Origin of the sequence: Olsenella sp. An188, from assembly GCF_002160255.1 — a bacterium.
GTDB lineage: Bacteria > Actinomycetota > Coriobacteriia > Coriobacteriales > Atopobiaceae > Thermophilibacter > Thermophilibacter avistercoris.
In genome coordinates this window covers 111762-136672 of record NZ_NFKF01000001.1, presented here as the reverse complement: position 1 = coordinate 136672, position 24911 = coordinate 111762, and the positions used below count along the sequence as shown (strand labels likewise).

Genomic DNA, 24911 nt, shown 5'->3' with positions numbered 1-24911 from the left:
GGCCGCCGCCCGACCTCGCGACCCTACGCGCAGGCGCGCACGGCCGGCGCCTCGTCCCCCGGGTTCTTCTCGCCGCACGTCCTCACGACGCCGGTGGCGCCGTCGATGTCGCGGATGACCTCGCCGACCGCGGGCGCCACGATCAGGCTTCCGGCCAGCGGGTTCTTGACGCTGTCCACGAAGGTGGTGATCGACGCCTTCACGTGGCTGCGCTCGAAGGCGAGGTCGCAGTCGACCATCTGGCAGTTCACGAGGGTGAGGCCCCTGCAGTAGCAGAGCGGCTGCGTCCCCTGGATGAGGCAGTTCTCGAGAGTGAGGTTCTCGCTGTACCAGCCCAGGTACTCGCCGCGCACGAGAGAGTTGCGCACGACGACGTCCTTCGCGTGCCAGAAGGCGTCCTTCGTGTCGAGCTCGCTGTCCTCTATCACGGCGTCCCGGACGTACTGGAACGAGTACTTGCCCTGAAACCGCACGTCACGCAGGCGCAGGCCGCTCGAGCGCATCATGAAGTACTCGCTCTCGGCCGAGCAGTCCTCCATCTCGATTCCGCGTGTGGACCAGCCGAACTCCGGCGAGGCGATGTCGCAGCCGCTCATCCGCACGTCCGCGCACTCGCGCAGCGCCTTGATGCCGTGCAGCTGGCTGCCCTCCACGCGCACCCCCTCGCTGTACCAGAGCGCCGCGCGGCAGAGCTCGGTCATCTCGACGTCACGCAGCGTGAGGCCGCGGTCGTGCCAGAAGGGGTAGCGCAGGTTCATGAAGGCGCGCTCCACGGTGACGCTCGAGCACTCCTTGAAGGCGCTCTCCCCGTCCGCCGGCCCGTCGAAGCGGCAGTCTCGCACGACGAGGTCGCTCGTGCCGTAGAGCGCACGCTCCTCGTCGAAGGTCTGGCTCTCGATGACGGTCATGCTTGGCTCCTCTCGTGCCGGCCCGATGGCAGGCCGACCTCACATCTCACGGTTCACGCGGTCGAGCAGGTGGTCGATCTCGTCGATGCCGCGCTGCGTGGCGCGCATCTCCTCTACAAGCCGCTGGCGCTCGCCCAGAAGGGCGCGCTTGGTCTCGCGCACGCGCCCCTCGGCGCACGAGCAGCCGGCCCGCTCCGCGACGCCCTGGTCGCAGGCACACGCGCAGAGGCAGCGCTCGATGTCACGGCTCAGCTCTCCCATCTCGCCCTCCCTTCTGTACCCATCCTAGGCGCCGGTCGATATCATGTAAAAGACCAATACCGCATGGGTTACTATGCAAATAGCGCATGGACTGGCGAGAAGGGCGGCGCGCATGGAGCTTCGGCACCTCCAGTACTTCCTCATGGTCGCCCGCGAGGGCACCATATCGGGCGCCGCGGCGGCGCTGCACGTCTCACAGCCCTCGCTCTCGCGGCAGATGCAAGACCTTGAGCGCGACCTCGGCGTCCGGCTCTTCGAGCGCGGTAGCCGGCGCATCACGCTCACCGAGCCGGGCATGCGCCTGCGCGGTCGTGCGGAGGAGATCGTTGACCTGGTGGGACGAGCCGAGACGGAGTTTCGCGTCACGGCCGGCACGCTCGCCGGAGAGGTGCGCGTGGCCGGCGGGGAGACGCCCGCGATGGGGCTCGTTGCGGACGCGATCGCCGTCTTCAAGGATGCCTATCCGCTCGTGCGCTTCAACCTGTTCAGCGGGAACGCGGAGGCGGTCGGCGAGCGCCTCGACCGCGGCCGCGCCGACTTCGGCGTCTTCGTGGGACATGCCGACCTGTCGCGCTTCGAGTTCCTTCAGCTGCCCGCCCGCGACCGCTGGGGCGTCTTCATGCGCGAGGACGACCCGCTCACGAGCCTCGGGTCCGTGAGCCCTGACGACCTGGCGGGGCGCTCGCTCGTCCTCTCCGAGCAGGCGGGCCGCGAGATGGGCACGTGGTTTCACCGCGACCTCGACGACCTGGACGTTGTTGCCACGTACAACCTGCTCTACAACGCTGCGCTTCTCGCCCGGCGCGGCGTGGGCTACGTGATCAGCCTCGAGGGCATCGTCGACACGTCGACGGGCTCGGGGCTGGCCTTCAGGCCGCTCGAGCCCGCCGTCAGCGCGGACATCTTCATCGCCTGGAAGCGCTACCAGAGCTTCTCGCCGGCAGCCGAGGCGTTTCTCGCCGAGATCCGGCGACGCTGGGGAGCGTGAGGGGCAGACGGGCCGAACCCATCTCCGCGGTCACCTACGCGAGCGCGGCCTCGAGCTCCGCCACCGTGCAGAGCGTCGAGCCGTAGCACTTCTCGCAGTGCTCGAGGGCGCCCTCCTGCGTGCCGCAGAGGAAGGTCATCGTCGCGTCCGTCACGACGACGGAGTCGTACCCGAGGAAGTACGCGTCAGCCAGGGTGTGCAGGACGCAGATGTTGGTGTCTGCGCCCACGGCGACGACGGTGCGCACGCCCAGCTCGCGCAGGGTGAGGTCGAGGTCGGTCTGGAAGAAGCCGGAGTAGCGGCGCTTGGGAATCGTGACGTCTCCCTCCCCCACGGCGACCTCGGGGAAGACGCGCGTCTCGCCGGCGACGCCGTGCTCGCCCCAGAGCTCGAGCTCGCGGTCGTACCCGCGGACGTGGGCGTCGTTGCAGAAGATCACGGGCACGCCGGCCGCGTGGCAGGCGTCGACGGCGCGGGCGACGCAGGCCCGGTAGGCCGCCGTCGCGGCGTCCGGGTCGTAGAGCGAGTCCTCGCCCGTCGCCTCGATGGCGTCTATGACGAGAAGTGCCGTGGCGTCCTTCCTGATGGTTGCGGACATGGGCCCACCTCCTTTGACTCTGATGGGGGTACTGTAGCATTTTGGCCAACGCGGCGCGCCCCCGGGCGCCGTCTCGCTGCCAGCCTCCCCGTGCGATTGGGCGCTATCCTTGATATGTTTCACCTTTTTACGCTTTATCGTTCGTAAAAAATGAGTGGATACGTTTGAACGAACCTAAAAAAGGCAAAGTCTGAAATTCTATATAAAGCATGACACCCAATCGCACCAGGTTGGTGGCGAGGCGCGCCAGCCGCGCGACGCCGCGAGGAAAGACCGGGCCGGGGACTGGCGGCTCCGCCGGCGGGGTACAATCCCAGGGGACGAAACGGAGGACGCCGTGGAACCATCGTTTTTCGAGCGCGCGTGGGACGTGGTGCGCCAGGTCCCGCCGGGACGCGTGGCGAGCTACGGCCAGGTCGCCCTCGTCATGGGGGCGCCGCGCTGCGCACGCCAGGTCGGCTACGCCATGCACGCGAGCCCCGGCGTCGCCGGCGGGGTGCCGTGCCACCGGGTGGTCTTCGCCGACGGCTCGCTCTGCCGCGGCTTCGCCTTCGGCGGGCCGGGCGAGCAGCGCCGCATGCTCGAGGACGAGGGCGTGGCCTTCCTCCCGGACGGCCGCGTCGACCTTGGGATGTCAGGCTGGGAGGTATGAGATGAACTACGCAATCGTCTACAGCTCGCAGACGGGAAACACGCGCAGGCTCGCGGAGCACGCGCGCGAGGTGCTCGGCGAGAAGGGCTGCGACTTCGTCGGCGCGCCCTCTGACGAGGGGTGCCTCGAGGCGCTCCGCGCCGCCGACGTGGTGCTCCTCGGCTCGTGGACGGACAAGGGGGCAATCTCCGCGGAACTCGCTCCCGCCCTGCCCGCGCTCGTCGGCAAGCGGGTGTTCCTGTTCGGGACCTGCGGCTTCGGGGGGAGCGACGCGTACTTCTCCGGCGTGCTCGACCGCTTCGCCTCGGCGCTGCCCGAGGGCGCCGAGGTGGTGGGTCGCTTCATGTGCCAGGGACAGATGCCGCCCTCCGTCCGCGAGCGCTACGTCAGGATGGCCGAGAAGGACCCGGGGCGCTTCGCCCCGATGATCGAGAACTTCGATCGCGCCGTCGGTCACCCCGACGAGGGGGACCTCGCGGCGCTCACCACGGCGCTCGAGGCCGCCGGGCTGGCGTAGCCGCCCTCTGCGGGGCCGCCTCGCCTAGACGTCGATCCCGAGCCGCTCAGAGAGCTCGAGCCACTCGTCCTCGAGGGCCTCGCGCTCCGCCAGGCACTCGTCGAGCGCCGCCTGGGCGGCCATGAGGGCGGCGTAGTCGCTCGCGTCGACCGCTGCCATCTCGGCGCGCAGGCGCTCCGGGTCGGCGGCGGTCTTGTCGAGCCTGCGGCTCACGGAGTCGAAGCGCTTCTTGAGCTCGCGGCGCTCCTGGTTGGTGAGGCCGCCTCCGGCCGGAGCCGGCGGCTCGGGCGCGAGGGCCGCAGGCGCCACAGCGCCGCCGTTCTTCTCGCCAAGCAGGCGCAGGTACTCGTCCACGCCGCCGGGCACGTGGCGCACCCGCCCGTCGAGAAGCGCGAACTGGTCGTCGGTCACGCGCTCCATGAGGTAGCGGTCGTGGGAGACCACGATGAGCGTGCCGGGCCAGCTGTCGAGCAGGTCCTCCATCACGGCGAGCATGTCGGTGTCGAGGTCGTTTCCCGGCTCGTCGAGCACGAGCACGTTGGGCTCCTCGAGGATGACGCACAGCAGGGCCAGGCGTCGGCGCTGGCCGCCGGAGAGGTCGCGCACGAAGTTGGGGAGCTCGCGCTGCTCGAAGCCGAGGCGCTCTATGAGCTGCGTGGGGCTCTGCATCTTGCCGCCCACGAGGTAGCTGCGCTTGTAGCGTCCGAGCACCTCCAGCACGCGCCAGCCGTCCTTCTCGGCGAGCGCGTCGAGGTGCTGGCTCATGAAGCCGAAGCGCACCGACGCGCCGATCTTCACGGTACCCGAGGTCGGCTCGAGTCGGCCGGTCATGAGCGCGAGCAGCGTGGACTTGCCCGCGCCGTTTGCGCCGAGGATGCCGTAGCGGTCGCCGGGTCCGATGATCCAGGAGACGTCGTCGATGACGCGCGGGCCGCCCGCGTAGGAGAAGCTCACGTCCTTCATCTCGATGACCTGCTTGCCAAGGCGGCTCACGGCGAGGCGCCTGAGCTCGAGCGGGTTTCTGAGCGGCGGGTCGTTGGCGATGAGCGCGCGGGCCGCCTCGATGCGGAACTTCGGCTTGCTCGTGCGGGCCTTGGCGCCGTGGGCGAGCCAGTTGAGCTCCTTGCGCAGCGTGTTCTGGCGGCGCTCCTCCATGACGGCGGCCTGGCGGTCGCGCTCCACACGCTGCTGGACGTAGGCGGAGTAGCCGCCCTCGAAGGGATCGATCCTGCGGTCGTGGACCTCCCACATGTGCTCGCAGACCTCGTCGAGGAACCACCGGTCGTGCGTCACGACGAGAAGCGCGCCCGTGCCCGCGGGCCAGCGGCGGCGCAGGTGCCCCGCCAGCCACTCGATGGCGGCGAGGTCGAGGTGGTTGGTGGGCTCGTCCATGCAGATGACGTCCCAGGTGTTGCACAGGACGCGGCAGAGGTCAACGCGGCGGCGCTGGCCTCCGGAGAGCTCGCGCACGGGCCCGTCGAGGTCGAGGTCCCCCACGAGCTCGTCGAGGATGGCGCGGATGCGGGCATCCGAGGCCCAGGTGTAGTCCGGGACGTCGCCGAAGATCGCGCGGCGTACGGAATCGTCGTCGGCGAGGTCGTCGGCCTGGCCGAGGTATCCCACCGAGATGCCGCGGCGCCACGTGACCGATCCCGAGTCTGGCTCGAGAGCGTGGCCCACGATCTCGAGCAGCGTCGACTTGCCGTCGCCGTTGCGTCCGACGATGCCGATCCGGTCCCCCTCGTTGATGCCTATGGTCTGGTCGTCGAGCACGCGCTTTCCCGGCCACTCGTGGCTCACGTGCTCGAGGCCGATGAGGATGCCCATCTACGCGACCCCCTCCCCCGACGCCATGCCGCGCAAGAGGGCGATCTCGGCGGCCCAGCCCTCGAGGCCGTCCTGCGGGGTCTCGAGGACCATCGGCAGGCCGGCGAGGCGCGGCTCAGTGACCACCGCGGCAAACGTCTCCAGCCCCAGCGTGCCCTCCCCGATCCTCTCGTGGCGGTCCTTGTGGCTTCCGAGCGGGTTCTTGGAGTCGTTGAGGTGGAGCGCGCGCAGGCGCTCGAGCCCGACCACGCGGTCGAACTCGTCGAGCACGCCCGAGAGGTCTCCCACGACGTCGTAGCCCGCGTCGGCCACGTGGCAGGTGTCCAGGCACACGCCCAGGAGCTCGTCGTGCGCCACGCCGTCGATGATGCGGGCCAGCTCCTCGAAGGAGCGCCCGACCTCGGTGCCCTTCCCCGCCATGGTCTCCAGCAGCACGCACGTGCGCTGGCCGGGCTCGAGCACCTCGTTCAGGCCCTCGCAGATGAGGCGGATTCCCTCGTCCGCGCCCTGCTTCACGTGGCTGCCGGGGTGGAAGTTGTAGAGGTTGCCCGGCAGCAGCTCCATGCGCTCCAGGTCCTCGCGCATCGCGCGGCGCGCGAACTCCACGGTCTCGGGCTTTGACGAGCAGAGGTTGTAGGTGTAGGGCGCGTGCGCCACGAGCGGGCCCATGCCATGCGCCTCGCAGGTGGAGAGAAACGCGGCCACGTCACCGACATCGAGCTCGCGCGCGTTGCCGCCGCGCGGGTTGCGGGTGAAGAACGCGAACGTGGTGGCTCCTATGGAGACGGCGTCGTCGGCCATGGCCGCGTAGCCACGCGAGGTCGAGAGGTGACAGCCTACGAGAAGTTCGCCCATCGGTCCCCCTACCGCATCGAGTCTCTGTGGGAACCGGGGCGTGCCCCCAACCTGAGGACGGCGTCGAGGACGGCGTCCGCGACGGCGGGCAGGGGCATGGTCTCGAGCTGCTCCACGCCGGAGGCGCTCACGAGGGCCACGCGGTTTGTGTCCGCTCCGAAGGTGGACTCGGGGCGGCTCACGTCGTTTGCCACGATGAGGTCGGCCCCCTTGCGCGCGAGCTTGTCTGCCGCGTGGGCGAGAAGGTCGTCGGTCTCGGCGGCAAAGCCGGCCACCACGCGACCCCCCTTGACGGCGCAGAGGTCGGCCAGGATGTCAGCCGTCTCCACGAGCTCGATGCGGTCCAGGTGCTCGCGGCTCTTCTTGAGCTTGTGGTCGGCCGGCCGCGCCGGCGTGTAGTCGGCCACGGCGGCGCAGCAGATCGCCGCGTCGGCGCCCTCGAAGGCGGAGAGCGCCGCCTCGTGCATCTGCGCCGCGCTGACCACGTCCACGCGGCGCACCTCGCTCGGCAGCGGCAGGGGGCGCGGGATCGGCCCGCACACGAGCGTCACCTCAGCCCCGCGCGCCGCGGCGGCCTCGGCGAGGGCGAAGCCCATCTTGCCGGTGGAGCGGTTTGCGATGTAGCGCACCGGGTCGATGGCCTCGTGCGTGGGACCGGCCGTGACCAGGAGCCGCAGGCCCGCGAGGTCCCTCTCGCGCGGCGCGGCTCCCAGGGCGTCCAGCGCCGCGGCCACGACGTCCTCGACGGGCGCGAGCTTGCCCTCGCCCACGTCGCCGCAGGCGAGCCGACCCGACCCCGGGCCCACCACCGTCACGCCGCGCCCGCGCAGCGCGCTCACGTTGGCCTGCGTGGCGGGGTTGGCCCACATGCGCGTGTTCATGCCCGGAGCCACCATCACGGGGCAGCTGCCGTGGCAGGCCAGAAGCGTGCTCGTGAGGCAGTCGTCGGCGATCCCGCAGGCGAGCTTGGCCATCACGTTGGCCGTGGCCGGCACCACGATCGCCAGGTCGGCCCACTCGGAGAGCTCGATGTGCGGGATGGAGGAGCCGGGGTAGTCGTAGAGGTCGTCGGCCACCGGCGCGCCGGAGAGCGCCTCGAAGGTCACCGCTCCCACGAACCTCTCCGCGTCCGCGGTCATGGTCACCCGCACCTCGCAGCCTGCCTTCTGGAGCCCCCGAAGCACCTCGCACGCCTTGTAGGCGGCTATCCCCCCGCACACGGCGAGAAGGACGTGCGGCGCGCGCCCGGCGCTCACTCCCCCTCCTCCTCGGAGGTGATGAGGATGCGGTGGCAGTAGGGGCACTCGGTGATCTCCTCGCCGTGGGCGAGGTCGTGGAACTGGCTCGGCTGGAGCTTGACGCGGCACACGGAGGGCACGTTGCCCTGCAGGCGCTCCACGGCGAGACCCTTGAAGCGCTTGCGGGCCGCCTCGTAGGCGGCCAGGTGCTCGGCCGAGACGCCCGTCGCGGCGGCGTCGCGCTCGCGCGTGAGCTCGACGATCCTCGAGCGCAGGGCCGCCGACCCCTCGGAAAGCGACGCCTCCGCCGTCGCGCGCTCGCGCTCGAGCCGCTCGGCGGTCAGGCGGGCGTTTCGCTCGGCACGCTCGAGGCGCTCGAGGCGCTCGGAGAGCGGGCCGAGCGCGAACTCGCACTTCTCGATGCGCTTGGCGAGCGACGTGAGCTGCTGCTCGAAGTCGCGGATCTCGCGGTGGGTGTGGGCGCCCTCGTCCGCGGCCGCCTGGACCTCGCGGGTCTTCTCGTGGTAGTGGGCGAGGTTCTCGCGCGTGTCCGCGATCTCGAGCTCGACGTCCTTGCGCTGCCCAACGATCCCGGTGAGCTCGCTGGCGACCTTCTTGGCGGCGAGCGCGATGGTCTTGATGCGCGCCTGCTGCGGCATGGAGGCGAGCGCTGAGGCGCACTTCAGCAGCTCGAGGTCGAGCTCCTGGAGCTTAGTGAGGGCGGTGGCTTCTCTCATTCGGTTCTCATCCTTCTGTCTTGTCGTCAGCGTCGGCGGCCGCGGGCCCGGCCGGCGACGATTCTGGTCAGCGTTTCGGCAAATCGGGAGAGGTCCTCCTCGCCAACGCGCTCGTCGAACGAGACGCGAAGCGACCCGAGCGCCTCGTCGCGCGGGATTCCCATGGCGAGAAGCACGTGGCTCGCGTCAAGGGACCCCGAGGAGCACGCGGAGGCGGCGGAGACCTCGAAGCCCGCCTGGTCGAGCTCGAGGATCATGGTCTCCGAGTCGAGGCCGGGGACCATGACGCTCACGATGCCCGGCAGGCGGTCGCGCGCGTCGGTCGTGGCGACGATCCCGGTCCCCGGGGCGCAGAGGGCCCGAAGGAGCCCCTCGGCGCGCGCGGCGACGAGGGCGCGGGTCTCGGCCAGGGCCCCGCAGCAGGCGCGCGCAGCGGCTGCGAAGGCGAGGGCGCCGCGCACGTCCTGGGTCCCCGCGCGCCTGCCACCCTCCTGGCCGCCGCCGAAGGAGAGCGGGCGCAGCGGGGCGCGTCCGCGGCACGCGAGCGCGCCCACGCCGACGGGGCCCCCGAGCTTGTGGGCGGCCACGCTCACGGCGTCCACGTCAGCGAGCTCGAGCGGCACGTGCCCGAACGCCTGGACCGCGTCGGTGTGGAAGAGCGCCCCGGCGGCGTGCGCCGCCCGCGCGAGCTCGGGGACGGGCATGACGACGCCGGTCTCGTTGTTCGCGTACATGACCGAGACGAGGGCGCACGAGTCGTCGAGAAGCGCGGCGAGGGCCTCGGGCCCGACCACGCCCGAGCGGTCGGGACGGACGAGCTCGACCTCGAGGCCCCGGTCGCGGAGCGGCCCCACGAGGTCGAGGACCGAGTCGTGCTCAACGGCGGAGAGGACGACGCGCCGGCGGCGGGAGTCGCGCGCCCGGGCGCCCTCCGCCAGCCCGAGGACCGCGAGGTTGTTGGACTCGGTTCCTCCCGAGGTGAAGGTGACCTCGGAGGGGCGGAAGCGACCGCCGAGGCAGCGCGCGACGTCGGCGCGGGCCTCGTCGAGCCGTCGCGCCGCGGAGCGCCCGAGCGTGTGCAGCGAGTTGGGGTTGGCGCCCGCCTCCGCGCTGCCGTCGTAGTCACGTTCGGCCTCGAGCGCCTCCGCCCTCATGGGGGCGGAGGCGGCGTAGTCGAGGTATGTGAGCTTTGCCCCCGTCACGGACTAGGCCGTCTTGGAGACGCCGGAGAGGCCGGCGCGGCGGATGTCGGAGATCGCCGTGGCGCGGTCGGAGGCCCCGAAGACGGCGCTGCCGGCCACGAGCACGTTCGCGCCGGCGCCCGTGACCTCGGCCGCGTTGGCGGCGGAGATGCCGCCGTCGACCTCGACGAGCGGGCTCACGCCGTGCTCGTCGCACATGCGGCGCAGGCGACGGAGCTTGCGCAGGGAGGACTCGATGAACTTCTGGCCGCCAAAGCCGGGGTTCACGGTCATGACGAGCACCATGTCGAGGTCGTCGATGATCGGCTCGAGCATGCTGACGGGCGTGGCGGGGTTGAGGGCCACGGAGGCCTTGGCGCCGCGCTCCTTGATGAGGCCGACGAGCCGGTGGGCGTGCGCGGTCGCCTCGTAGTGGAAGGAGACGAGGTCGGCGCCCGCGTCGAGGTACTTCTCGACCATCTCGTCAGGGTTGGTGATCATGAGGTGGACGTCGATCGGCAGGTCCGTAGCGGCCTTGGTGGCGCGCAGGATGTCCAGGCCGAAGGTGAGGTTCGGCACGAAGTGCCCGTCCATGACGTCGTAGTGGACGTAGTCGGCCGTGGCTATGCTCGCGAGTTCCTCGCCGAGGCGCGCGAAGTCGGCCGAGAGCACCGAAGGTGCGATCTTGATCTCTCCAAGCATCACTCGTTCTCCTTGTCTGGGGTTGCGATCCCGTAGAACTCTTCCTTGGGGCGCCTGCCGAGCAGGGCGTCGATTGCGTCTTGAATCCTCGCCCCGCCGTGCAGGACGCCGTAGACGGCCTCGGTGATGGGCACCTCGACGTCGTGGGCGCGCGCGAGGGCGAGCACGCTCTCGGCGGCTCGCGCGCCCTCGACGACCATGCGCGTGCGCTCCTCGAACGACGCGAGGGACTCTCCACGCGCGAGCGCCTCGCCGAACGTTCGGTTGCGGGAGTGGCGCGAGGTGCAGGTCGCGACGAGGTCGCCCATGCCGGCAAGGCCCATCGGGGTGAGCGGGTCTGCGCCGAGCGCCGAGGCCACGCGCCCGATCTCGGCGAGGCCGCGGGTCATGATGACGGCGAGCGTGTTGTCGCCGGCGCCCATGCCCACCGCCGCGCCGCAGGCGATCGCGACGACGTTCTTGACGGCGCCGCAGACCTCGACCCCGGTGACGTCCTGCGAGACGTAGACGCGGAAGTTGGTGTTGACGAGAAGCGCCTGGAGCCGCGCCGCGACCTCGGGGCTCTCGGAAGCGAGCACGGCGGCCGAGAGCGTGCCGAGGCAGACCTCCTCGGCGTGGTTGGGGCCCGAGAGCACCGCGCAGCGGGCCCTCCCGCCCAGCTCCTCGGCGGCCACGTCGAGCATGAGCTCGTGGGTCCCGAGCTCGACGCCCTTGGTGAGCACGAGCACCGGCGCGCGCCGCGGGACGAGCAGCGCGATGTCGGAGCAGACGGGGCGCAGGTAGGCGGAGGGGACGGCCAGCACGACGACCTCGGCGCCCTCGAGCGCCTCGGCGGCGTCGTGCGTGGCACGCACGTTGCCCGGCAGCTCGTAGTCGCTCAGGTGACGGGGGTTGACGTGCGTCTCGTTGATCGCGGCGGCGACGGAGGCGTCGCGGCACCAGAGCACGACCTCGCCCGCGCGCGGCGCGATCAGGCCGGACATTGCGGTCCCCCACGAGCCCGAGCCGATGACGGCGACGCGCCCCGTCACCGGAGCCCTCCCTCGTCCGCGTCCGCCCCGCGGTCGGCGGGCTGTCCCTTCTTGTGGAACGAGAACCGGCGCTCCTCGCCGTGGGCGAGCCGGCGCACGTTCTCGCGGTGCGACCAGATCACGATGAGAGCTGCAAGGGCGATGGGCGCGACGGAGGCGGGCGGGAAGCCGAAGACGGCGCACCACACGGGCAGGGAGGCCGCCGCGGCGAGAGACCCCGCGGAGACGTAGCGCGTGGGGACCACGAGGACGACGAACACGGCGAGCAGCCCGAGCGCGACCGGCCAGCACAGGCCGAGCGCCGCACCGAAGCCCACCGCGATGCCCTTGCCGCCGTGGAGGCGAAGGTAGGGCGAGAACACGTGGCCGCAAATGCAGCCGAGGAAGACGACGGACATGGAGGCGCCGAAGGCCGTGGTGTGGGCAAGAGCCGCCACGTCGCCGCCGAGCGCGAGGGCGGCGATGGCCTGGCGCGAGACCAACATCCAGACGAGCCCCTTGCCCACGTCGAGCAGCAGGGTGAGGGCGGCCGCGGACTTGCCGACCTCGCGCGCCACGTTGGTGGTCCCGATGTTGCCCGAGCCGACCTGGCGGACGTCGACGTGTCCCATGGCGAGGGCCACGACCAGGCCGAACGGGATCCCGCAGACGAGGTAGGCGCCCAGCGTGAAGACGGCGGTCCAGAGCGCGAGGGCCTCCACTAGCGATCGCCCCCCTCGTTCGACTTGCGGAACTTGAGGCGCACGGGCGTGCCCGTGAGGTCAAAGCGGTCGCGCAGGCGGTTCTCGATGAAGCGCTCGAAGTTGTCGTCAACGAGGTCGGGGGCGTTGCACCAGAAGGAGATGACGGGCGGCTTGGACCCGGTCTGGGTGGCGTAGCGGATCTTGAGGCGGCGGCCGCGCTCGCTCCTGGTGTGCCCGCCCTCGCGGATCTGGGCGATGAGGTCGTTGAGCTCGGAGGTCTTGAGCTGGGAGGCGCGGGCCTCGGAGGCGGCCACGGCAAGCCCGAGGACCTTGTCGGTCGCGCGCCCGGTGAGCGCCGAGACGTTGACGGAGGGGATCCAGGGCGCGAAGGCCAGGCGCTTGTCGATGGAGGCGACGATGGCGTCGCGCTGCTGCTCGGTCTCCACGAGGTCCCACTTGTTGAGCACGAGCACGAGGGCGCAGCCGCGGTCGATGGCCATGCCGGCGACCTTCTGGTCCTGCTCGGTCACGCCCACCGTGGCGTCCACGACGAGCAGGCAGACGTCGGCGCGGTCGATGGCCTGCAGGCCGCGGACGAGGCTGTAGTACTCGACGTCCTCGTGGACCTGCGTCTTCTTGCGCATGCCCGCCGTGTCCACGAGCTTGATCGGCATGCCCTTCCACTCGATCATCGTGTCGATGGCGTCGCGCGTGGTGCCCGCCACGTCAGAGACGATGGAGCGCTTCTTGTTGGCGAGGCGGTTGGCGAGGCTCGACTTCCCCACGTTGGGGCGGCCGACGATGGCGAGGGACAGCACGTCGTCGTCGGCCTCCTCGTCCGTGGGCTCGGGGAAGGCGGCCACGATGTCGTCGAGCAGGTCTCCCGTGCCGTGGCCGTGCCCCGCGGAGAGCGGGCGCGGCTCGCCGACGCCGAGGGCGTAGAAGTCCCACAGGCCGTCCTGCTCGGTCGCCGGGTTGTCCTTCTTGTTCACGACGAGGAAGACCGGCTTGTCGGTCTTGCGCAGAATGCGGGCGACCTCCTCGTCCTCGTCGGTAACGCCGGTGGTGCCGTCGACGACGAAGACGATGACGTCCGCCTCCTCGCAGGCCATGAGCGCCTGCTCGCGGATGCGCGGGGCGAAGACGTCCTTGGACTTGGCGGACTCGATGCCGCCGGTGTCGACGAGGGTGAAGTCGCGGCCGTTCCAGTCGGCCTCATGGTACGAGCGGTCTCGCGTGACGCCGCGCGACTCGTGGACGATGGCGTCGCGTGAGACCGCAATGCGGTTCACGAGCGTGGACTTGCCGACGTTGGGGCGGCCGACCACGGCGACTACAGGCTTGGGCATCTTGTCTCCTTGCTATTCCATTGGTGCGATAAGGTTACCACGGGCGGTAGGAATCCGGCGGTAAGCGCAAGAATTGCACAGGTTTGGCGGCAAATATCTCGCTAGGAAGTAAGGAGATGCTGGGCCCGAGCATGAATTAGTTCAAAAGAAAAGGCTGTGCCAGTCCTATTTCGATACGCAAGGTCGGCAAAAATCGCAGCCTTAGTGGCTTCTGTAGTATCTGCATGTAATATGTCAAAATCGAAGAACGAGATGTCTGCCGGCCGAACTGCTTCGCCTTGAGCGCGCACGAGTGAGATTTGATTCTGGGCCCCTCTGATGTAAGTCCAATTTGCCCTGGACTCATTAATATCCAGCGGCAAAAACTTGTCCCAGAGAAGTGGGAAGCGCGACGAGTCAAGCTCTTCCAAGCAGGCAACATTCCATTTGTTCGGTAGATTACAGACCGTCACATTCTTCGTATGCACAAGAGAAGAAGTAAGCCATGTTCCCAATTGTTCATGGGGACTACGCGAGCACCATATTCGCACCGAACTCGCAAGACTAACCTCTTTGAGGAACCTCGTGTACTCGATTTCAAATCTGTCGTCAGTTGAGATTCCCCACGACGCAAGGATATTTTTTCGCACTGGGGCCTCGATTGAGGCTATAGCTCCGCACGGAAGGTAGTCTGGACAATAGACAACATCCTCACAATTTGCGGAGCCTGAAAAAAAGTGCCTAAGTGTTGACCACACTACCCGCGAAAAACAGACGTTAAGCAACGTGAGCCCGCCTTACAAGCCCTCTTGTATAGTCAGGCGTATAGTTGGCAAAGGAGGTCTGCGAAATAGTGTATCCAGAGACGGTAAGACTGTAGTATGCATAAACAGTTTCACCGGAAGGAACATAATAATCCGATACAATATAGTCATCAATTCGCCATGTTGGGATTGGGTTCCAATAACTAATCGACTGAGTATCCATTAACTTGTTACCGCGTGACCGACTGTAAAATTTAACAACACCGGATATTTTGTTAAGCCTGGCGGTGGTATCTGGACACCAGGCATTAACATTTAAAAATGCATAGCCATTCGTTTCTGCGACAAAATCAAATTCTGCATAAACTGTAAGGTTATTAGTCTGTTGCGTTTGGAGTTGAACAGTATGTGTTTCTCCGGGAGCTATTTCTATACATCCCGATTCTGTGGAAAGAGAATCGGAAATCTGAGCATCCGAACCAAAAGCGGGTAGCGGAGTCAGCAGGGAGAGAACCAAGGATGACAAAAGAGCAAAGCAGGTAAATGTGGCCTGTGCCTTCTTCATGACATATTCCCCCTTCGATTCTCCTCACGAGCAGCGATATGCAATATTCATTTAAACCCTCAAGGGAGATAAAGCTACTGGATGAATAGGCTTTTCGACTAAGTTACTTCGGCCAACGGTTCTCAAGATGACAACGACTCAATTGAATCTATAGGCTCTGTCACACTAACTCCGAGCCAGACACTCCCCGCGTACGCCCGCCGTGACCATTGACAGAAAGTCGGCCATAGTAAAAATGCGACAAACACATAGAGAGGCTTATTTAGGCTAAAATCCAGCCTCTTAGGCTGGCAAATCACGAGGACAGTGCGGCGAGAAGTGCGTCCAGGTAGTCTGTTGGGCTCGTGACGGAGACGATGGCGCGGGCGCCACGGCGCTCGAGCTCGTCGAGGATGCGCTCCTGCGTGTCGCCGTCCAGGGTGAGCTTGTCGAAGTTGAACATCACCTCGGGCAGCACTACGAGCATGCCGTTGAGGTCCTTAGGCAGCTGGGCGAGCAGGTCCTCGGAGACGATGAGGCCGGTCACGTTGACGTCCCCGCCGAAGTAGTCGTTGCGGATGGCCGTGACCGAGGCGCGGCCGGACGGTGAGAGGAGCCGCGCGAAGACGTCGATGGTCTCGGCGGCGGCCTCGCCGCAGACGAGCGTGAGGCGCAGGCCCTTCTCGCCGAGGCGCTCGTCGACGAGCGCGAGGTCACCCGGCCGCTCGCGGGCGACGAGCGAGGCCTCGTCGAGGAAGCTCCGCAGCATGCCGATGCCGTCATAGAACTGCGGGTAGCCGTCGTAGGTCTCGGCGGGCGGGACCTCGAGGCGCGCCGCGACGTAGAACTCGTCGGAGAGCTGGAAGCGCGTGATGCCGAGGGCCTCGCGGGCGCGGCGCTGGTAGGGCTCGATGAGGCGCACGACCTCGCGCGCCGCCTCCGGGTCATCGGAGTAGGAGCGGTTGAAGCGGCGGCTGTGCTTGGTGTAGCCGAGCGGCACCACGGCGAGCGACGTTATGCCGGGGCGGGCCTCCGCCCAGTCGAGCGTGGCCGCGAGCTCGGCGCCGTCGTTGATGCCCGGGCAGAGCACGATCTGGGCGTGGACCTCGATGCCGCCCGCGAGCAGGCGCTCCAGGACCTCGATGCCGCGGTCGGCGTGGCGGCCGATGAGGCTTCTGCGCACCTCCGGCGTGATCGCGTGGATGGAGACGTTCATGGGCGAGAGCCCGCAGGTGACGATGCGCTCCGCCTCCTCGTCGGAGACGTTGGTGAGCGTGACGAAGTTGCCCTGCAGGAAGGAGAGGCGGTAGTCGTCATCGCGCAGGGTGAGGCTGGCGCGCGCCTCCGGGGGCAGCATCGTCATGAAGCAGAACTGGCAGGCGTTCACGCAGGTGCGGATGCCGTCGAAGAGCACGTCGGTGAAGTCGACGCCCCAGTCCTGGCCGGGCTCGCGCTCCAGCGTGCAGGGGGTGGTCGTGCCGTCGCGCGGGTCAAAGACCTCGAGGTCGCAGGTGCCGCCGTCGGCCTCCCAGCGCCAGTCGATGAGGTCGCGCGGCTCGACGCCGTTCACGGACACGACGCGCATGCCGGGCTCGATGCCCGCCTCCCAGGCGGGGCTGCCCTCCTCGACTGCGGCGACCCAGGCGCCGTCGGTCTGAGGCCTCGTCGATGCGTAGTCGGCGCGCTTCTGCTCGGCCATCGCTCCCCTTCTCGCGGTCCCTTTCGCCAGCCATTGTGCCACAGGGCCGTGCGTGCGCGCTACGCGCCGACGAGCTCGCCGATCCGCTCGCGCACGGCCTCGATCTGGGAGGCGGGGGTCGACGCGCCCGCGGTGATGCCGATGACGCCCGCGCCCGCGAACCAGTCGGCGCGCAGCTCGTCCGCCCCCTCCACGTGATGGGTGGCGGGGCAGCACGCGGCGGATATCTCCGCGAGGCGCGTGGTGTTGGCGGAGATGCGGCCCCCGATGACGATCATGACGTCGGCCTCGCGGGCGAGCTCCTCGGCCGCTGCCTGGTGCCCGGAGGTCGCCTCGCAGATGGTGTTGACCACGCGGAGCTCCTCGGCCCTCCCGAGCAGCTCTCCCACCACCTCGGCGAGAAGCTCCCTGCGCGCCGTGGTCTGGACGACCACGCCCATGCGCCGCGCGCGCGGGACGGCGCGCGCCTGTTCGGCGGAGCCCACGACGACGGCGCCCGGGGCGTGCGGCAGCGTGGCCTCCACCTCGGGGTGGCCCGCCTCCCCCACCACGACGACCTGGTAGCCCTCGTCGGCGAGGCGCCGCGCGGCGAGGTGGACCTTCTTAACGAACGGACACGTGGCGTCGAGCACCCGCGCGCAGAGCTCGCGCGCGCGGGCCTCCTCCTCGGGCGCCGTCCCGTGGGTGCGCAGCAGCAGCGTGTCCCCGGCGGCCTCGTCGGGCGAGCCGACGGCGTCGACGCCGCGCTCGGCGAGGTCGGCCACGACGCGCGGGTTGTGGATGAGCGGCCCAAGCGTGTGCACGGCCCCCGCGCGCTCGGCCGCGGCCGCCTCTACCATCTGGAGCGCGCGCTCGACCCCGTAGCAGGCCCCGGCCTCGCGCGCGACGCGGATCTCAGCCACGGCTCGCGTCCTCCTCCACCCCGGGGTGCTCGGCGCGCAGCTCGTCGACGAGCGCGTAGACGCGCTCCATGCCGAGGCGCTCCATCTCGGCGACCTGCTCCTTGCGCTTGAGGTCCGCGAGCTCCCCCCACTCGATGGGCTCACCGACGCGCATGTAGACGCGCTTGCGGAAGCGCAGGTCGCGCGCGCCGACGATGGCCACGGGCTGGACGGGCGCCTTGGCGAGCTGCGCCATGATCGCGTAGCCGCCGTGGGTCTCGGCGTCGCTGTCCTGCTTCACGCGGGTCCCCTCGGGGTAGATGAGCACGCACTCGCCGCGCTGCAGCATGGCACGGGCGCGGCGGACGGTCCTCATGTCGGCCGTGCCGCGCTCCACGGGAAAACCGCCGGCGCGCGAGAAGAGCCAGGTGGCCGGAGCGATCCTGTCGAACTCGCTCTTGTAGACGATGCGGACCGGGACGTGCGCCATCCACATCGTGACCACGACGGCGACCGGGTCGAGCATGGACTGGTGGTTCATGATGACCACGCGCCCGCGCGCGTCGTCGAGGAGGAGCTCGGCGCGCTCGATCCTCCACGGCCACAGCAGCTTGGTCACCACCCACAGGATCCGCACGACGGCCCCGATGAGCAGGCGCCCGGGCAGGGGGTGATCGCGCAGGTCGTGGTCGTAGTAGTCGTCGTAGCTGTTTCCGGCGAAGGCGCGCATGCGCTCGCCGGCGCGCCCGCCCCCGCTCATGAGCGCGCCTCCCCGGAGCGAGCCGCGAGCACGGGCGACAGGGCGACGATGCGCTCGACCACCTCGTTGAAGCCGAGCTCGGAGGAGTCGATCGCGACGGCGTCCTCGGCGGCGCGCAGCGGCGACGCCTCGCGGGACGAGTCGTACTCGTCGCGGCGGACGAGGTCGGCGAGGATGGCGCGCTCGACCTCGGCGTCGACGTCCACGTCGTCGCCGGTGGCGAGGTTGCCGCCGCGGCGCTGAACCGCGCGACGCCGCGCACGCGCCTCGGGGGAGGCGCTCAGGAAGACCTTCACCTCGGCGGACGGGAAGACGACGGTGCCGATGTCGCGGCCCTCCGCGACGACGTCGCCCGACGCGGCGCAGGCGCGCTGGAGGGCGACCATCGTCTCGCGCACCTCCGGGTTCGCCGAGACCGGCGAGACCGCGAGCTCGACCTCGGGGGTGCGGATCTGGGCCGTCACGTCGCGCCCGTCGAGAAGGACGCGCTGCCCGTCCCCCTCGCTCACGAACTCGACGCGCGCCGTCCGCGCGACCTCGGCGACCGAGGGCGCGTCCTCGGGGTCGACGCCGCGCTCGAGGCAGGCGAGCGCGACGGATCTGTACATCGCCCCGGTGTCGAGGTAGGTGAGGCCGCAGCGCCGCGCGACCTCGCGCGCGACCGAGGACTTGCCCGAGCCTGACGGCCCGTCGATGGCGACGATCATGAGAGCTTCCTTCCCCCCGTGCCCCAGATGTCACGGGTGTCGTACTCGTTGGGCGTTGTTGCGTGCTGGACGACCTCCTCCGGGGAGAGGTTGAAGCCGCCGAGGGCGAAGGTCCGCCCGTCGCAGGTGAGGTAGTGGGACGAGACGTTGAGGACGTGCTGGTCCCAGAAGCGCGTGAGCGGGATGTCGTAGACCGCGGCGAGCAGCATGCGCAGGTAGCCCCCGTGCGTCACGCACGCGGTGCGACCCTCGAGCGGCCTGAGGAGGTCGAGCGCGCGCAGGCAGCGCTCGCGCAGGCCCTCGAAGCTCTCCGCGCCCGCGGGCGGGTGCGAGGTACCGTCGTCGTCGACCGGCCAGGGGAAGCCGAGCCCCTCGTTCATGGCACGGTCGACGTCCATGCCCTCGAGCGGCCCGAAGTCGATCTCGATCAGGTCGTCGAGCGGGGTGCAGGGGACGCCCAGGCGCTCCGCCGCCATCTCGGCGAGCCCGCGGGCGCGGGAGAGCGGCGAGGTGAAGACGCGGTCGGGCGAGAAGGCGACGAGCGCCTCGACGGCCCGTTCGCGCTGCAGCTCTCCGTGCGGCGTCAGCGGCACGTCGAGCCTCCCGGAGAAGAAGTGCTGGGTGTTGGACACCGTCTCCGGGTGCCTCATGAAGAGGACCCGCTGGGTGACGACGTCTCCCGGCATGCTTGCCATCTACGACTCCCTTCCGTCTCGCGTGGCGAGAAGCGCCTCGAGCGCGCCGGCCTCGCCCCCCGTGAGGGCGCGCCACCCGCCCTCGGAGAGGCCCGTGAGGGCGAGCGGGCCGAACGCGTCCCTGTGAAGCCTCAGGACCCGGTGCCCCACGGCCTGCATCATCTTCTTGACCTGGTGCTTCCTGCCCTCGTGGATGGTCAGCCCCACGACGGCGTTGGGCTCCCCGCCGCCCGTCCGCCCGGCCCCGCGCGGCGCCACGACCGAGAAGAGCGGGTCGCGCGGCGAGAGCAGCTCCGCGGCCGCCGGGGCGGCCCGCCCCTCGTCCTCGAGCTCGACGCCCGCGCGCAGGCGGGCGAGGTCGCGCTCGTCGGGCGTGCCCGACACGAGCGCGACGTAGTGCTTCTCCACGTGGCGCGAGGGGTGCAGGAGGGCCTGCCCGAGCTCTCCGGCGGTGGTGAACAGCAGCAGGCCGGTGGTGTCCTGGTCGAGCCGCCCCACCGGGTAGAGCCCCGGGTGCTCGGAGACGGGCACGAGGTCGGCCACGGTCGGGCGCCCGTAGGGGTCGCTCATGGTGGTGAGGTAGCCGGCGGGCTTGTACAGCATGAGGTGGAAGGGGGCGCTCGCGATCCGGCACTCGCGCCCGTCGACGGTGACGACGTCGCTCGCCGGGTCGACCTTGCTCCCGAGCTCGGTCACGACCTCGCCGTTGACCCGCACGCGACCCGCCGTCATGAGGCGCTCGGATCCGCGGCGGCTCGCGACGCCCGCGCGCGCGAGGAAGCGCTGCAGGCGCATCGGGTAGAGCCCGTCCTCGCGGATGGGGTCACTCATCGGCGCCCTCCCCGGCATCGGCGTCCTCGAGCAGCTCGCGCTCCTCCTCGATGTCGGCGTCCGCCTCCTCCAGCGTGGACGAGATCGAGCGCCCGGAGAGGCGCTCGCGGATGAAGCGCCTCGACTCCTCGTCGGGGGCGAAGTCCTCGAGAGGCGGGAGCTCGCGCAGGCTCCTGAGCCCGAAGTGCTCGAGAAACAGGCGCGTCGTGCCCCAGAGCTGCGCCTGGCCGCGGTCGGCCTCGCGCCCGACCTCGCGCACGAGGCCCTTCTCGCGAAGGGACGCGATGACGCCGTCCGAGTTGACGCCGCGGATGGCGCGCACGCCCTCGCGGGTGACGGGCTGGTGGTAAGCAATCACGGCGAGCGTCTCGAGCGCGGCCTGGGAGAGACGTCTCGTGTCCCAGGAGAGCACGTAGTCCGCCACCTGGTCGTGGTAGGCCGGGTGCGTGAAGAGCCGCCACCCGCCCGCGACCTCGCGCAGCTGGAAGCCGCGATTGGCGTCGGCGTACTCGGCCGAGAGCTCGGCGAGCGCCGAGGCGACCTCGCCGGGCTCCGCGTGCGCGGCGCGCGCGAGGTCGGTGGCGCTCACCGAGTCGTCGGAGACGAGCAGCAGCGCCTCGAGCAGCCCCTTGAGCGAACCCGACTCGACCCTTTCAAGACCGGCCATCTCACTCCTCGCTTTCCGGGCGCGCCCCCGCGGCCTGCGCGTGCGCGTCCTCGTCGTAGTCCTGGGCGAGCTCGGAGAGCACCGACTCGTCGAGCTCGTAGGGATCCGCCCCCTCGACGTGGTCGACCTCGATCTCGCCGAAGAGCTCGTCCTGCCGCACGCTCACGAGCCCGCGCTTGTAGAGCTCGAGGATGGCCAGGAAGTTCGCGACCACCGCCTCGGGGCTGTCCTGGCCGTCGAGAAGCTCGGTGAAGGTGAGGTGCCCCCTCGAGCGCGCGAGGCGGTCGACCGCGGCGATGGTCAGCGCCACGGGGAGCCGGCGAGGCGCGACGTGCTCGGCCTCGAGGAGAAACGTCTCGCGCCGGCTGTCTATGTCGGCGCAGATGACGGCGAGGCTGCGCAGCGAGATCCCCTCGAGGTAGTCCGGCATGAGGCCGAGGAACTCGGGGTCTGCGCCGACAGTGCGCGGGTGCATGCGGCCCTCGGCCTCGGCTCGCGCCCCGAGCGCGGAGGCGGCTCCGCGGAACTGCTTGTAGGCGATGAGGCGGGCGATGAGCACCTCGCGCGCCTCGTCCGGGGAGAGCCCCTCCAGGTCGGCGTCGTCGTCATCGTCTTCGCGGCCGCGCGACGGCGCGTCCTCGGGCACGAGCGACGCGGCCTTGATGTCGAGCAGCGTCGAGGCCACGAGCACGAAGTCGCTCGCCACGTCGAGGTCGAGGTCGGCCATGCGCTCGACCTCCTCGAGGTACTGGCTCGCGACGTCGGAGATGGAGATCGAGCCGATCGTGACGCGCTGGCGGCTCACGAGCTGGAGCAGGAGGTCGAAGGGGCCGGAGTAGGCCTGCGTGCGGACGCGGTAGGACATGGCGCTACATCACCAGGCCAACGAGCGCGAGGTAAAGGCGCCCGGCCGTTGCGTCGAGGTAGGCGCCGAGCGGGTCGACGTAGAGCAGCGTGGGCAGGACGTAGAGCACGAGCAGCAGGATGCCCATCGAGTAGCGCTCGAGCTCGTAGAACCTGCGCCGGGCCTCGCCGGAGAGGAAGAACAGGACGACCTTCGAGCCGTCGAGCGGCGGGAACGGGATCAGGTTGAAGAAGCACAGGACGAGGTTCACGTAGACGTAGGTGGAAAGCGCCTCGAGGAGCCACCAGCCGGGCCCCGTGTAGAGCCAGGCCAGGTCGCCCGCGCCGAGCAGCAGCCCCAGGGCAGCGGTGCCGAGAAGAGCCTGGAGCAGGTTGGACGCGGGGCCCGCGAGGGCCACGAGCAGCTCGCCCACCCGCGCATTGCGTAGGCGTCTCGGGTTGTAGGGCACCGGGCGCGCGAAGGCGAAGACGGGACCGCCCATGAGCGCCATGAGCAGCGGCAGCACGATCGAGCCGAAGCCGTCGAGGTGGGCCCTCGGGTCGAGCGTCAGCCGACCGGCCTCCTTGGCCGTCGGGTCGCCGAGCTTCCAGGCGACCCATCCGTGGGCCACCTCGTGGATGACCGCCGACACCATGACGAGCGCCACGGTGAGCGCGACGGTGAAGAGACGGTTTGCAGAAAGCAACGGGCACTCCCCTCTCGCGGCGTCAGCGCGGCGAGGCAGACAGGCGGCGGAAGATCCAGTCGAGCACGAGCAACACTATAGCAAGCACGGCGAAGTCTCCGCGCAGCGCCCCGCCGAAGGGGGTCTGGAACACGAAGAGGCCGAGCAGCGGCGCGGGCACGAGACGCGAGACGAACCCGTTAACCCCGAGCAGCAGCGTGCGCGGCCCGGCCGGGAGCACGGCGTCGGCAGCGACGAGCGCGAGGAGCGCCCACCCGGCCACGCGGCAGGCGAGCGCGAGCACCCGCAGCGCCGCCCTCGCGCCCGCGCTACGCATCGGCCGCCCCCTCGATCTTCTCGGTGAGCTCGAGCCACTCGGTCTCGAGCGCGGGGACCTTCTTGGAGAGGGCGGCGTACTCGGTCATGCACTCGTCGAAGCGCCTGGCGTCGTTGTAGAGCTCCTGGTCCGCCATCATGGTCTCGAGCTGGGCCAGGCGCTCCTGGGCGGGCCCGAGGGCCGCCTCGACCTGCCTGAGGCGCTCGCGCTCCTTCTTGAGCGCGCGGTTCCTGCGGTTTCGCTCCTCTGCCTCGGCTCGGCGCTGCTCGCGGGTCTTGACGTTGCGCCCGGCAGGCGAGGCGACGGGGTCCGTGCGCCGGGCGGGGCCCGCGTCCTTGGCGGGGGCGCCGCCGGCCGCCTCGGCCTCGCGTGCCTCGAGCTCGGCGCGCTTGAAGAGGTAGTAGTCGTAGTCGCCCTCGTAGACGGTGACCTTGTGGTCGCGCACGTCCACGACCTTGTTGGCCACCGCGCGGACGAGGTGCTCGTCGTGGGAGATGAGCACGATCGTGCCCTTGAAGCCCACGAGCGCGTGCTCGAGCACGTCGACGGAGTCGATGTCGAGGTGGTTGGTCGGCTCGTCGAGCAGCAGCAGCGGGTCGGGGGCCACGAGCATCTTCGCGAGCGCGAGGCGCGCCCGCTCTCCGCCCGAGAGCACGGACACGCGCTTCTCGACGTCGTCGCCGTGGAAGAGGAACGCGCCGAGCAGCCTGCGCTCCTCCGAGGTGGTCCAGCCCGCCGCGACCGAGTCCATCTCGGCGAGGACGGTGTTTGCCTCGTTGAGCTGCTCGAGCTGGTGCTGGGCGTAGTAGGCCTGCGTCACGTTCTTGCCGAGGCTGACCTCGCCGGAGTCCGGGGAGAGCCTGCCGTTCATGAGCTTCATGAGCGTCGACTTGCCGGCGCCGTTGGGGCCGACGAGCACCACGTGGTCGCCGCGGTAGAGCTTGAGGTCGACCCCGGAGTAGACGTGGTTCTCGCCGAAGGACTTGGAGACGCCCTCGAGGCGGACGACCTCGTCGCCGGTGCGGGGCGGCTCGGGGAACGAGAAGTGCACCTTCTTGGTGCCCTCGGGCAGGATGACGAGCTCGCTCTTTATCTGCTCGATCTTCTTCATGCGCTCCTGCGCCTGGGCCGCCTTGGTGGGCTTGTAGCGGAACTTGTCCACGAAGACCTGCATGTGCGCGATCTCGCGCTCCTGGGCGGCGCGCTTGGCGCGCATCTGCTCGAGGTTGTCCTCGCGCTGGCGCAGGTAGCTCGAGTAGTTGCCGGTGTAGGTGGTGATGCGGCGGTTCTCGACCGCGGCGACGTGGGACACGCAGGCATCCATGAACGCACGGTCGTGGCTGACGAGAAGGACCGCGCCGTCGTAGCCGGCCAGGAACTGCTCGAGCCACTTGACGCTCTCGAGGTCGAGGTGGTTGGTGGGCTCGTCGAGCAGGAGCAGGTCGGGGTGGCGCAGCAGCAGCTTGGAGAGGGCGATCCTCATCTGCCAGCCGCCCGAGAAGTCGCGCGCGGGCTTGTCGAAGTCCTCGGTCGGGAATCCCAGGCCGGAGAGGATCTGGCGCGCGCGTGCCTCGAGCTCGTAGCCGCCGAGCCGCTCGAAGCGGTCCTGCGCGTGGCCGTAGCGCTCGAGGAGCTGGTCGAGCTCGGGGCCGAGCGCGCACTCGGAGATCTGTCGCTCGAGCTCAAAGACCAGGCGCTCGACCTCCTTGACCTCGTGCGCCGAGTCGACGACCTCGGCAAGCGCGCTCTTCTCGCCCGCGAGGTGCGTCTCCTGCTCGAGGTAGCCGACGGTGGTGTCGCGCGCGAAGCTCACGGTCCCCTCGTCGGGGGACTCCTCACCCATGATGATGCGCAGAAGCGTCGTCTTTCCCGAGCCGTTGGGGCCGACGAGCGCCCAGCGCTCCTGGGCGTTGAGCTGCAGCGTGGCGCCCGAGTAGAGGGTGCGTCCGCCAAAGGACTTGGTTATCTTGTCAGCGAGTGCGATCACGTGC

Annotated in this window: 28 protein-coding genes; 3 read left to right on the top strand and 25 right to left on the bottom strand. The window is 69.6% G+C overall.

Going from position 1 to position 24911, the window contains the following annotated elements; translation table 11 throughout:
- Positions 1–23: 23 nt before the first annotated feature.
- Both B5F23_RS00700 and B5F23_RS00695 read right to left on the bottom strand, forming a co-directional pair.
- Positions 24–908: a DUF3737 family protein gene (locus B5F23_RS00700; protein ID WP_087350392.1), complete on the bottom strand. Its 885-nt coding sequence runs from the start codon at positions 906–908 to the stop codon at positions 24–26.
- A 39-nt stretch (positions 909–947) separates the two neighbouring features.
- Positions 948–1169, bottom strand: a complete 222-nt coding sequence (locus B5F23_RS00695) for a hypothetical protein (RefSeq protein ID WP_087350389.1) — start codon at positions 1167–1169, stop codon at positions 948–950.
- Positions 1170–1281: 112 nt separating this feature from the next.
- Here B5F23_RS00695 and B5F23_RS00690 point away from each other — a divergent pair, with 112 nt between their 5' ends.
- On the top strand, positions 1282–2157 hold the full coding sequence (locus B5F23_RS00690; protein WP_087350387.1) for a LysR family transcriptional regulator: 876 nt from the start codon (positions 1282–1284) through the stop codon (positions 2155–2157).
- Positions 2158–2191: 34 nt separating this feature from the next.
- On the opposite strand, the gene B5F23_RS00685 is transcribed toward B5F23_RS00690, so the two are convergent.
- Positions 2192–2755, bottom strand: a complete 564-nt coding sequence (locus tag B5F23_RS00685) for a cysteine hydrolase family protein (protein ID WP_087350385.1) — start codon at positions 2753–2755, stop codon at positions 2192–2194.
- A gap of 337 nt (positions 2756–3092) precedes the next feature.
- On the opposite strand from B5F23_RS00685, the gene B5F23_RS00680 reads away from it, so the two are divergent.
- Positions 3093–3407 (top strand): MGMT family protein, encoded by a 315-nt coding sequence (locus B5F23_RS00680; RefSeq protein WP_087350382.1) that lies wholly within the window; start codon positions 3093–3095, stop codon positions 3405–3407.
- A 1-nt stretch (position 3408) separates the two neighbouring features.
- Positions 3409–3924 carry a flavodoxin family protein BilS gene (gene bilS / locus B5F23_RS00675; RefSeq protein ID WP_087350379.1) on the top strand — a complete coding sequence of 172 codons (516 nt, stop codon included), beginning with the start codon at positions 3409–3411 and terminating at the stop codon, positions 3922–3924.
- Between the two features lie 24 nt (positions 3925–3948).
- Here the strand turns inward: bilS and B5F23_RS00670 are convergent, their stop codons facing one another.
- From B5F23_RS00670 to B5F23_RS00575, 22 genes are all read right to left on the bottom strand, one after another.
- Positions 3949–5751, bottom strand: coding sequence for an ABC-F family ATP-binding cassette domain-containing protein (locus B5F23_RS00670; RefSeq protein ID WP_087350376.1), 1803 nt, complete (start codon positions 5749–5751; stop codon positions 3949–3951).
- Positions 5752–6606 carry a deoxyribonuclease IV gene (locus tag B5F23_RS00665; protein ID WP_087350372.1) on the bottom strand — a complete coding sequence of 285 codons (855 nt, stop codon included), beginning with the start codon at positions 6604–6606 and terminating at the stop codon, positions 5752–5754.
- A gap of 8 nt (positions 6607–6614) precedes the next feature.
- Positions 6615–7862, bottom strand: coding sequence for a bifunctional phosphopantothenoylcysteine decarboxylase/phosphopantothenate--cysteine ligase CoaBC (coaBC, locus tag B5F23_RS00660; RefSeq protein WP_087350369.1), 1248 nt, complete (start codon positions 7860–7862; stop codon positions 6615–6617).
- Positions 7859–8581 carry a zinc ribbon domain-containing protein gene (locus B5F23_RS00655; protein WP_087350366.1) on the bottom strand — a complete coding sequence of 241 codons (723 nt, stop codon included), beginning with the start codon at positions 8579–8581 and terminating at the stop codon, positions 7859–7861. The genes coaBC and B5F23_RS00655 overlap by 4 nt, the downstream gene beginning before the upstream one ends.
- A 26-nt stretch (positions 8582–8607) precedes the next feature.
- Positions 8608–9783, bottom strand: a complete 1176-nt coding sequence (locus tag B5F23_RS00650; protein ID WP_275083149.1) for a cysteine desulfurase family protein — start codon at positions 9781–9783, stop codon at positions 8608–8610.
- 3 nt (positions 9784–9786) lie between these two features.
- Positions 9787–10464 (bottom strand): ribulose-phosphate 3-epimerase, encoded by a 678-nt coding sequence (rpe, locus tag B5F23_RS00645; protein WP_087350363.1) that lies wholly within the window; start codon positions 10462–10464, stop codon positions 9787–9789.
- Positions 10464–11495, bottom strand: coding sequence for an NAD(P)H-dependent glycerol-3-phosphate dehydrogenase (locus B5F23_RS00640; RefSeq protein WP_087350361.1), 1032 nt, complete (start codon positions 11493–11495; stop codon positions 10464–10466). Before B5F23_RS00640 ends, rpe begins: the two co-directional genes overlap by 1 nt.
- Positions 11492–12196, bottom strand: coding sequence for a glycerol-3-phosphate acyltransferase (locus B5F23_RS00635; RefSeq protein WP_087350358.1), 705 nt, complete (start codon positions 12194–12196; stop codon positions 11492–11494). The genes B5F23_RS00640 and B5F23_RS00635 overlap by 4 nt, the downstream gene beginning before the upstream one ends.
- The gene (gene der, locus B5F23_RS00630; RefSeq protein ID WP_087350356.1) at positions 12196–13527 is read right to left on the bottom strand and encodes a ribosome biogenesis GTPase Der; all 1332 of its coding nucleotides are present in this window, start codon (positions 13525–13527) and stop codon (positions 12196–12198) included. The genes B5F23_RS00635 and der overlap by 1 nt, the downstream gene beginning before the upstream one ends.
- Positions 13528–13628: 101 nt before the next feature.
- Positions 13629–14291 (bottom strand): DUF1835 domain-containing protein, encoded by a 663-nt coding sequence (locus tag B5F23_RS10065; RefSeq protein ID WP_087350353.1) that lies wholly within the window; start codon positions 14289–14291, stop codon positions 13629–13631.
- Entirely contained in the window at positions 14284–14835 is a 552-nt protein-coding gene (locus B5F23_RS09495) for a hypothetical protein (protein ID WP_143786323.1), read from the bottom strand. The genes B5F23_RS10065 and B5F23_RS09495 overlap by 8 nt, the downstream gene beginning before the upstream one ends.
- A gap of 295 nt (positions 14836–15130) precedes the next feature.
- Positions 15131–16513 (bottom strand): DUF512 domain-containing protein, encoded by a 1383-nt coding sequence (locus tag B5F23_RS00620; protein WP_087350350.1) that lies wholly within the window; start codon positions 16511–16513, stop codon positions 15131–15133.
- A 59-nt stretch (positions 16514–16572) separates the two neighbouring features.
- Positions 16573–17415 carry a 4-hydroxy-3-methylbut-2-enyl diphosphate reductase gene (ispH, locus tag B5F23_RS00615; protein ID WP_087350347.1) on the bottom strand — a complete coding sequence of 281 codons (843 nt, stop codon included), beginning with the start codon at positions 17413–17415 and terminating at the stop codon, positions 16573–16575.
- Positions 17408–18154 (bottom strand): lysophospholipid acyltransferase family protein, encoded by a 747-nt coding sequence (locus tag B5F23_RS09895; protein ID WP_241145755.1) that lies wholly within the window; start codon positions 18152–18154, stop codon positions 17408–17410. The genes ispH and B5F23_RS09895 overlap by 8 nt, the downstream gene beginning before the upstream one ends.
- Positions 18151–18861, bottom strand: a complete 711-nt coding sequence (cmk, locus tag B5F23_RS09890; RefSeq protein WP_241145754.1) for a (d)CMP kinase — start codon at positions 18859–18861, stop codon at positions 18151–18153. The genes B5F23_RS09895 and cmk overlap by 4 nt, the downstream gene beginning before the upstream one ends.
- Complete coding sequence (locus B5F23_RS00605; RefSeq protein ID WP_241145753.1) at positions 18858–19556, bottom strand: histidine phosphatase family protein; 699 nt, start codon at positions 19554–19556, stop codon at positions 18858–18860. Before B5F23_RS00605 ends, cmk begins: the two co-directional genes overlap by 4 nt.
- Positions 19557–20387 carry a pseudouridine synthase gene (locus B5F23_RS00600; protein ID WP_087350344.1) on the bottom strand — a complete coding sequence of 277 codons (831 nt, stop codon included), beginning with the start codon at positions 20385–20387 and terminating at the stop codon, positions 19557–19559.
- Complete coding sequence (gene scpB, locus B5F23_RS00595; RefSeq protein ID WP_087350341.1) at positions 20380–21054, bottom strand: SMC-Scp complex subunit ScpB; 675 nt, start codon at positions 21052–21054, stop codon at positions 20380–20382. Before scpB ends, B5F23_RS00600 begins: the two co-directional genes overlap by 8 nt.
- Before the next feature lies 1 nt (position 21055).
- Positions 21056–21919, bottom strand: coding sequence for a segregation and condensation protein A (locus tag B5F23_RS00590; RefSeq protein ID WP_087350338.1), 864 nt, complete (start codon positions 21917–21919; stop codon positions 21056–21058).
- Positions 21920–21923: 4 nt separating this feature from the next.
- Positions 21924–22604: a site-2 protease family protein gene (locus B5F23_RS00585; RefSeq protein WP_241145752.1), complete on the bottom strand. Its 681-nt coding sequence runs from the start codon at positions 22602–22604 to the stop codon at positions 21924–21926.
- A 22-nt stretch (positions 22605–22626) separates the two neighbouring features.
- The gene (locus B5F23_RS00580; RefSeq protein WP_087350336.1) at positions 22627–22920 is read right to left on the bottom strand and encodes a hypothetical protein; all 294 of its coding nucleotides are present in this window, start codon (positions 22918–22920) and stop codon (positions 22627–22629) included.
- On the bottom strand, positions 22913–24907 hold the full coding sequence (locus tag B5F23_RS00575) for an ABC-F family ATP-binding cassette domain-containing protein (protein ID WP_087350333.1): 1995 nt from the start codon (positions 24905–24907) through the stop codon (positions 22913–22915). Before B5F23_RS00575 ends, B5F23_RS00580 begins: the two co-directional genes overlap by 8 nt.
- Between the last annotated feature and the right edge of the window lie 4 nt (positions 24908–24911).

Coding starts and splice junctions, on each gene's coding strand:
- B5F23_RS09895 (WP_241145755.1), bottom strand. CDS start 18,154: ATGAGCGGGGGCGGGCGCGCCGGCGAGCGCATGCGCGCCTTCGCCGGA.
- B5F23_RS00590 (WP_087350338.1), bottom strand. CDS start 21,919: ATGTCCTACCGCGTCCGCACGCAGGCCTACTCCGGCCCCTTCGACCTC.
- B5F23_RS00655 (WP_087350366.1), bottom strand. CDS start 8,581: ATGAGAGAAGCCACCGCCCTCACTAAGCTCCAGGAGCTCGACCTCGAG.
- B5F23_RS00620 (WP_087350350.1), bottom strand. CDS start 16,513: ATGGCCGAGCAGAAGCGCGCCGACTACGCATCGACGAGGCCTCAGACC.
- B5F23_RS00700 (WP_087350392.1), bottom strand. CDS start 908: ATGACCGTCATCGAGAGCCAGACCTTCGACGAGGAGCGTGCGCTCTAC.
- B5F23_RS00665 (WP_087350372.1), bottom strand. CDS start 6,606: ATGGGCGAACTTCTCGTAGGCTGTCACCTCTCGACCTCGCGTGGCTAC.
- der (WP_087350356.1), bottom strand. CDS start 13,527: ATGCCCAAGCCTGTAGTCGCCGTGGTCGGCCGCCCCAACGTCGGCAAG.
- B5F23_RS00670 (WP_087350376.1), bottom strand. CDS start 5,751: ATGGGCATCCTCATCGGCCTCGAGCACGTGAGCCACGAGTGGCCGGGA.
- B5F23_RS00580 (WP_087350336.1), bottom strand. CDS start 22,920: ATGCGTAGCGCGGGCGCGAGGGCGGCGCTGCGGGTGCTCGCGCTCGCC.
- scpB (WP_087350341.1), bottom strand. CDS start 21,054: ATGGCCGGTCTTGAAAGGGTCGAGTCGGGTTCGCTCAAGGGGCTGCTC.
- B5F23_RS00605 (WP_241145753.1), bottom strand. CDS start 19,556: ATGGCAAGCATGCCGGGAGACGTCGTCACCCAGCGGGTCCTCTTCATG.
- B5F23_RS00695 (WP_087350389.1), bottom strand. CDS start 1,169: ATGGGAGAGCTGAGCCGTGACATCGAGCGCTGCCTCTGCGCGTGTGCC.
- B5F23_RS00600 (WP_087350344.1), bottom strand. CDS start 20,387: ATGAGTGACCCCATCCGCGAGGACGGGCTCTACCCGATGCGCCTGCAG.
- B5F23_RS09495 (WP_143786323.1), bottom strand. CDS start 14,835: ATGAAGAAGGCACAGGCCACATTTACCTGCTTTGCTCTTTTGTCATCC.
- B5F23_RS00685 (WP_087350385.1), bottom strand. CDS start 2,755: ATGTCCGCAACCATCAGGAAGGACGCCACGGCACTTCTCGTCATAGAC.
- cmk (WP_241145754.1), bottom strand. CDS start 18,861: ATGATCGTCGCCATCGACGGGCCGTCAGGCTCGGGCAAGTCCTCGGTC.
- rpe (WP_087350363.1), bottom strand. CDS start 10,464: ATGCTTGGAGAGATCAAGATCGCACCTTCGGTGCTCTCGGCCGACTTC.
- B5F23_RS00690 (WP_087350387.1), top strand. CDS start 1,282: ATGGAGCTTCGGCACCTCCAGTACTTCCTCATGGTCGCCCGCGAGGGC.
- bilS (WP_087350379.1), top strand. CDS start 3,409: ATGAACTACGCAATCGTCTACAGCTCGCAGACGGGAAACACGCGCAGG.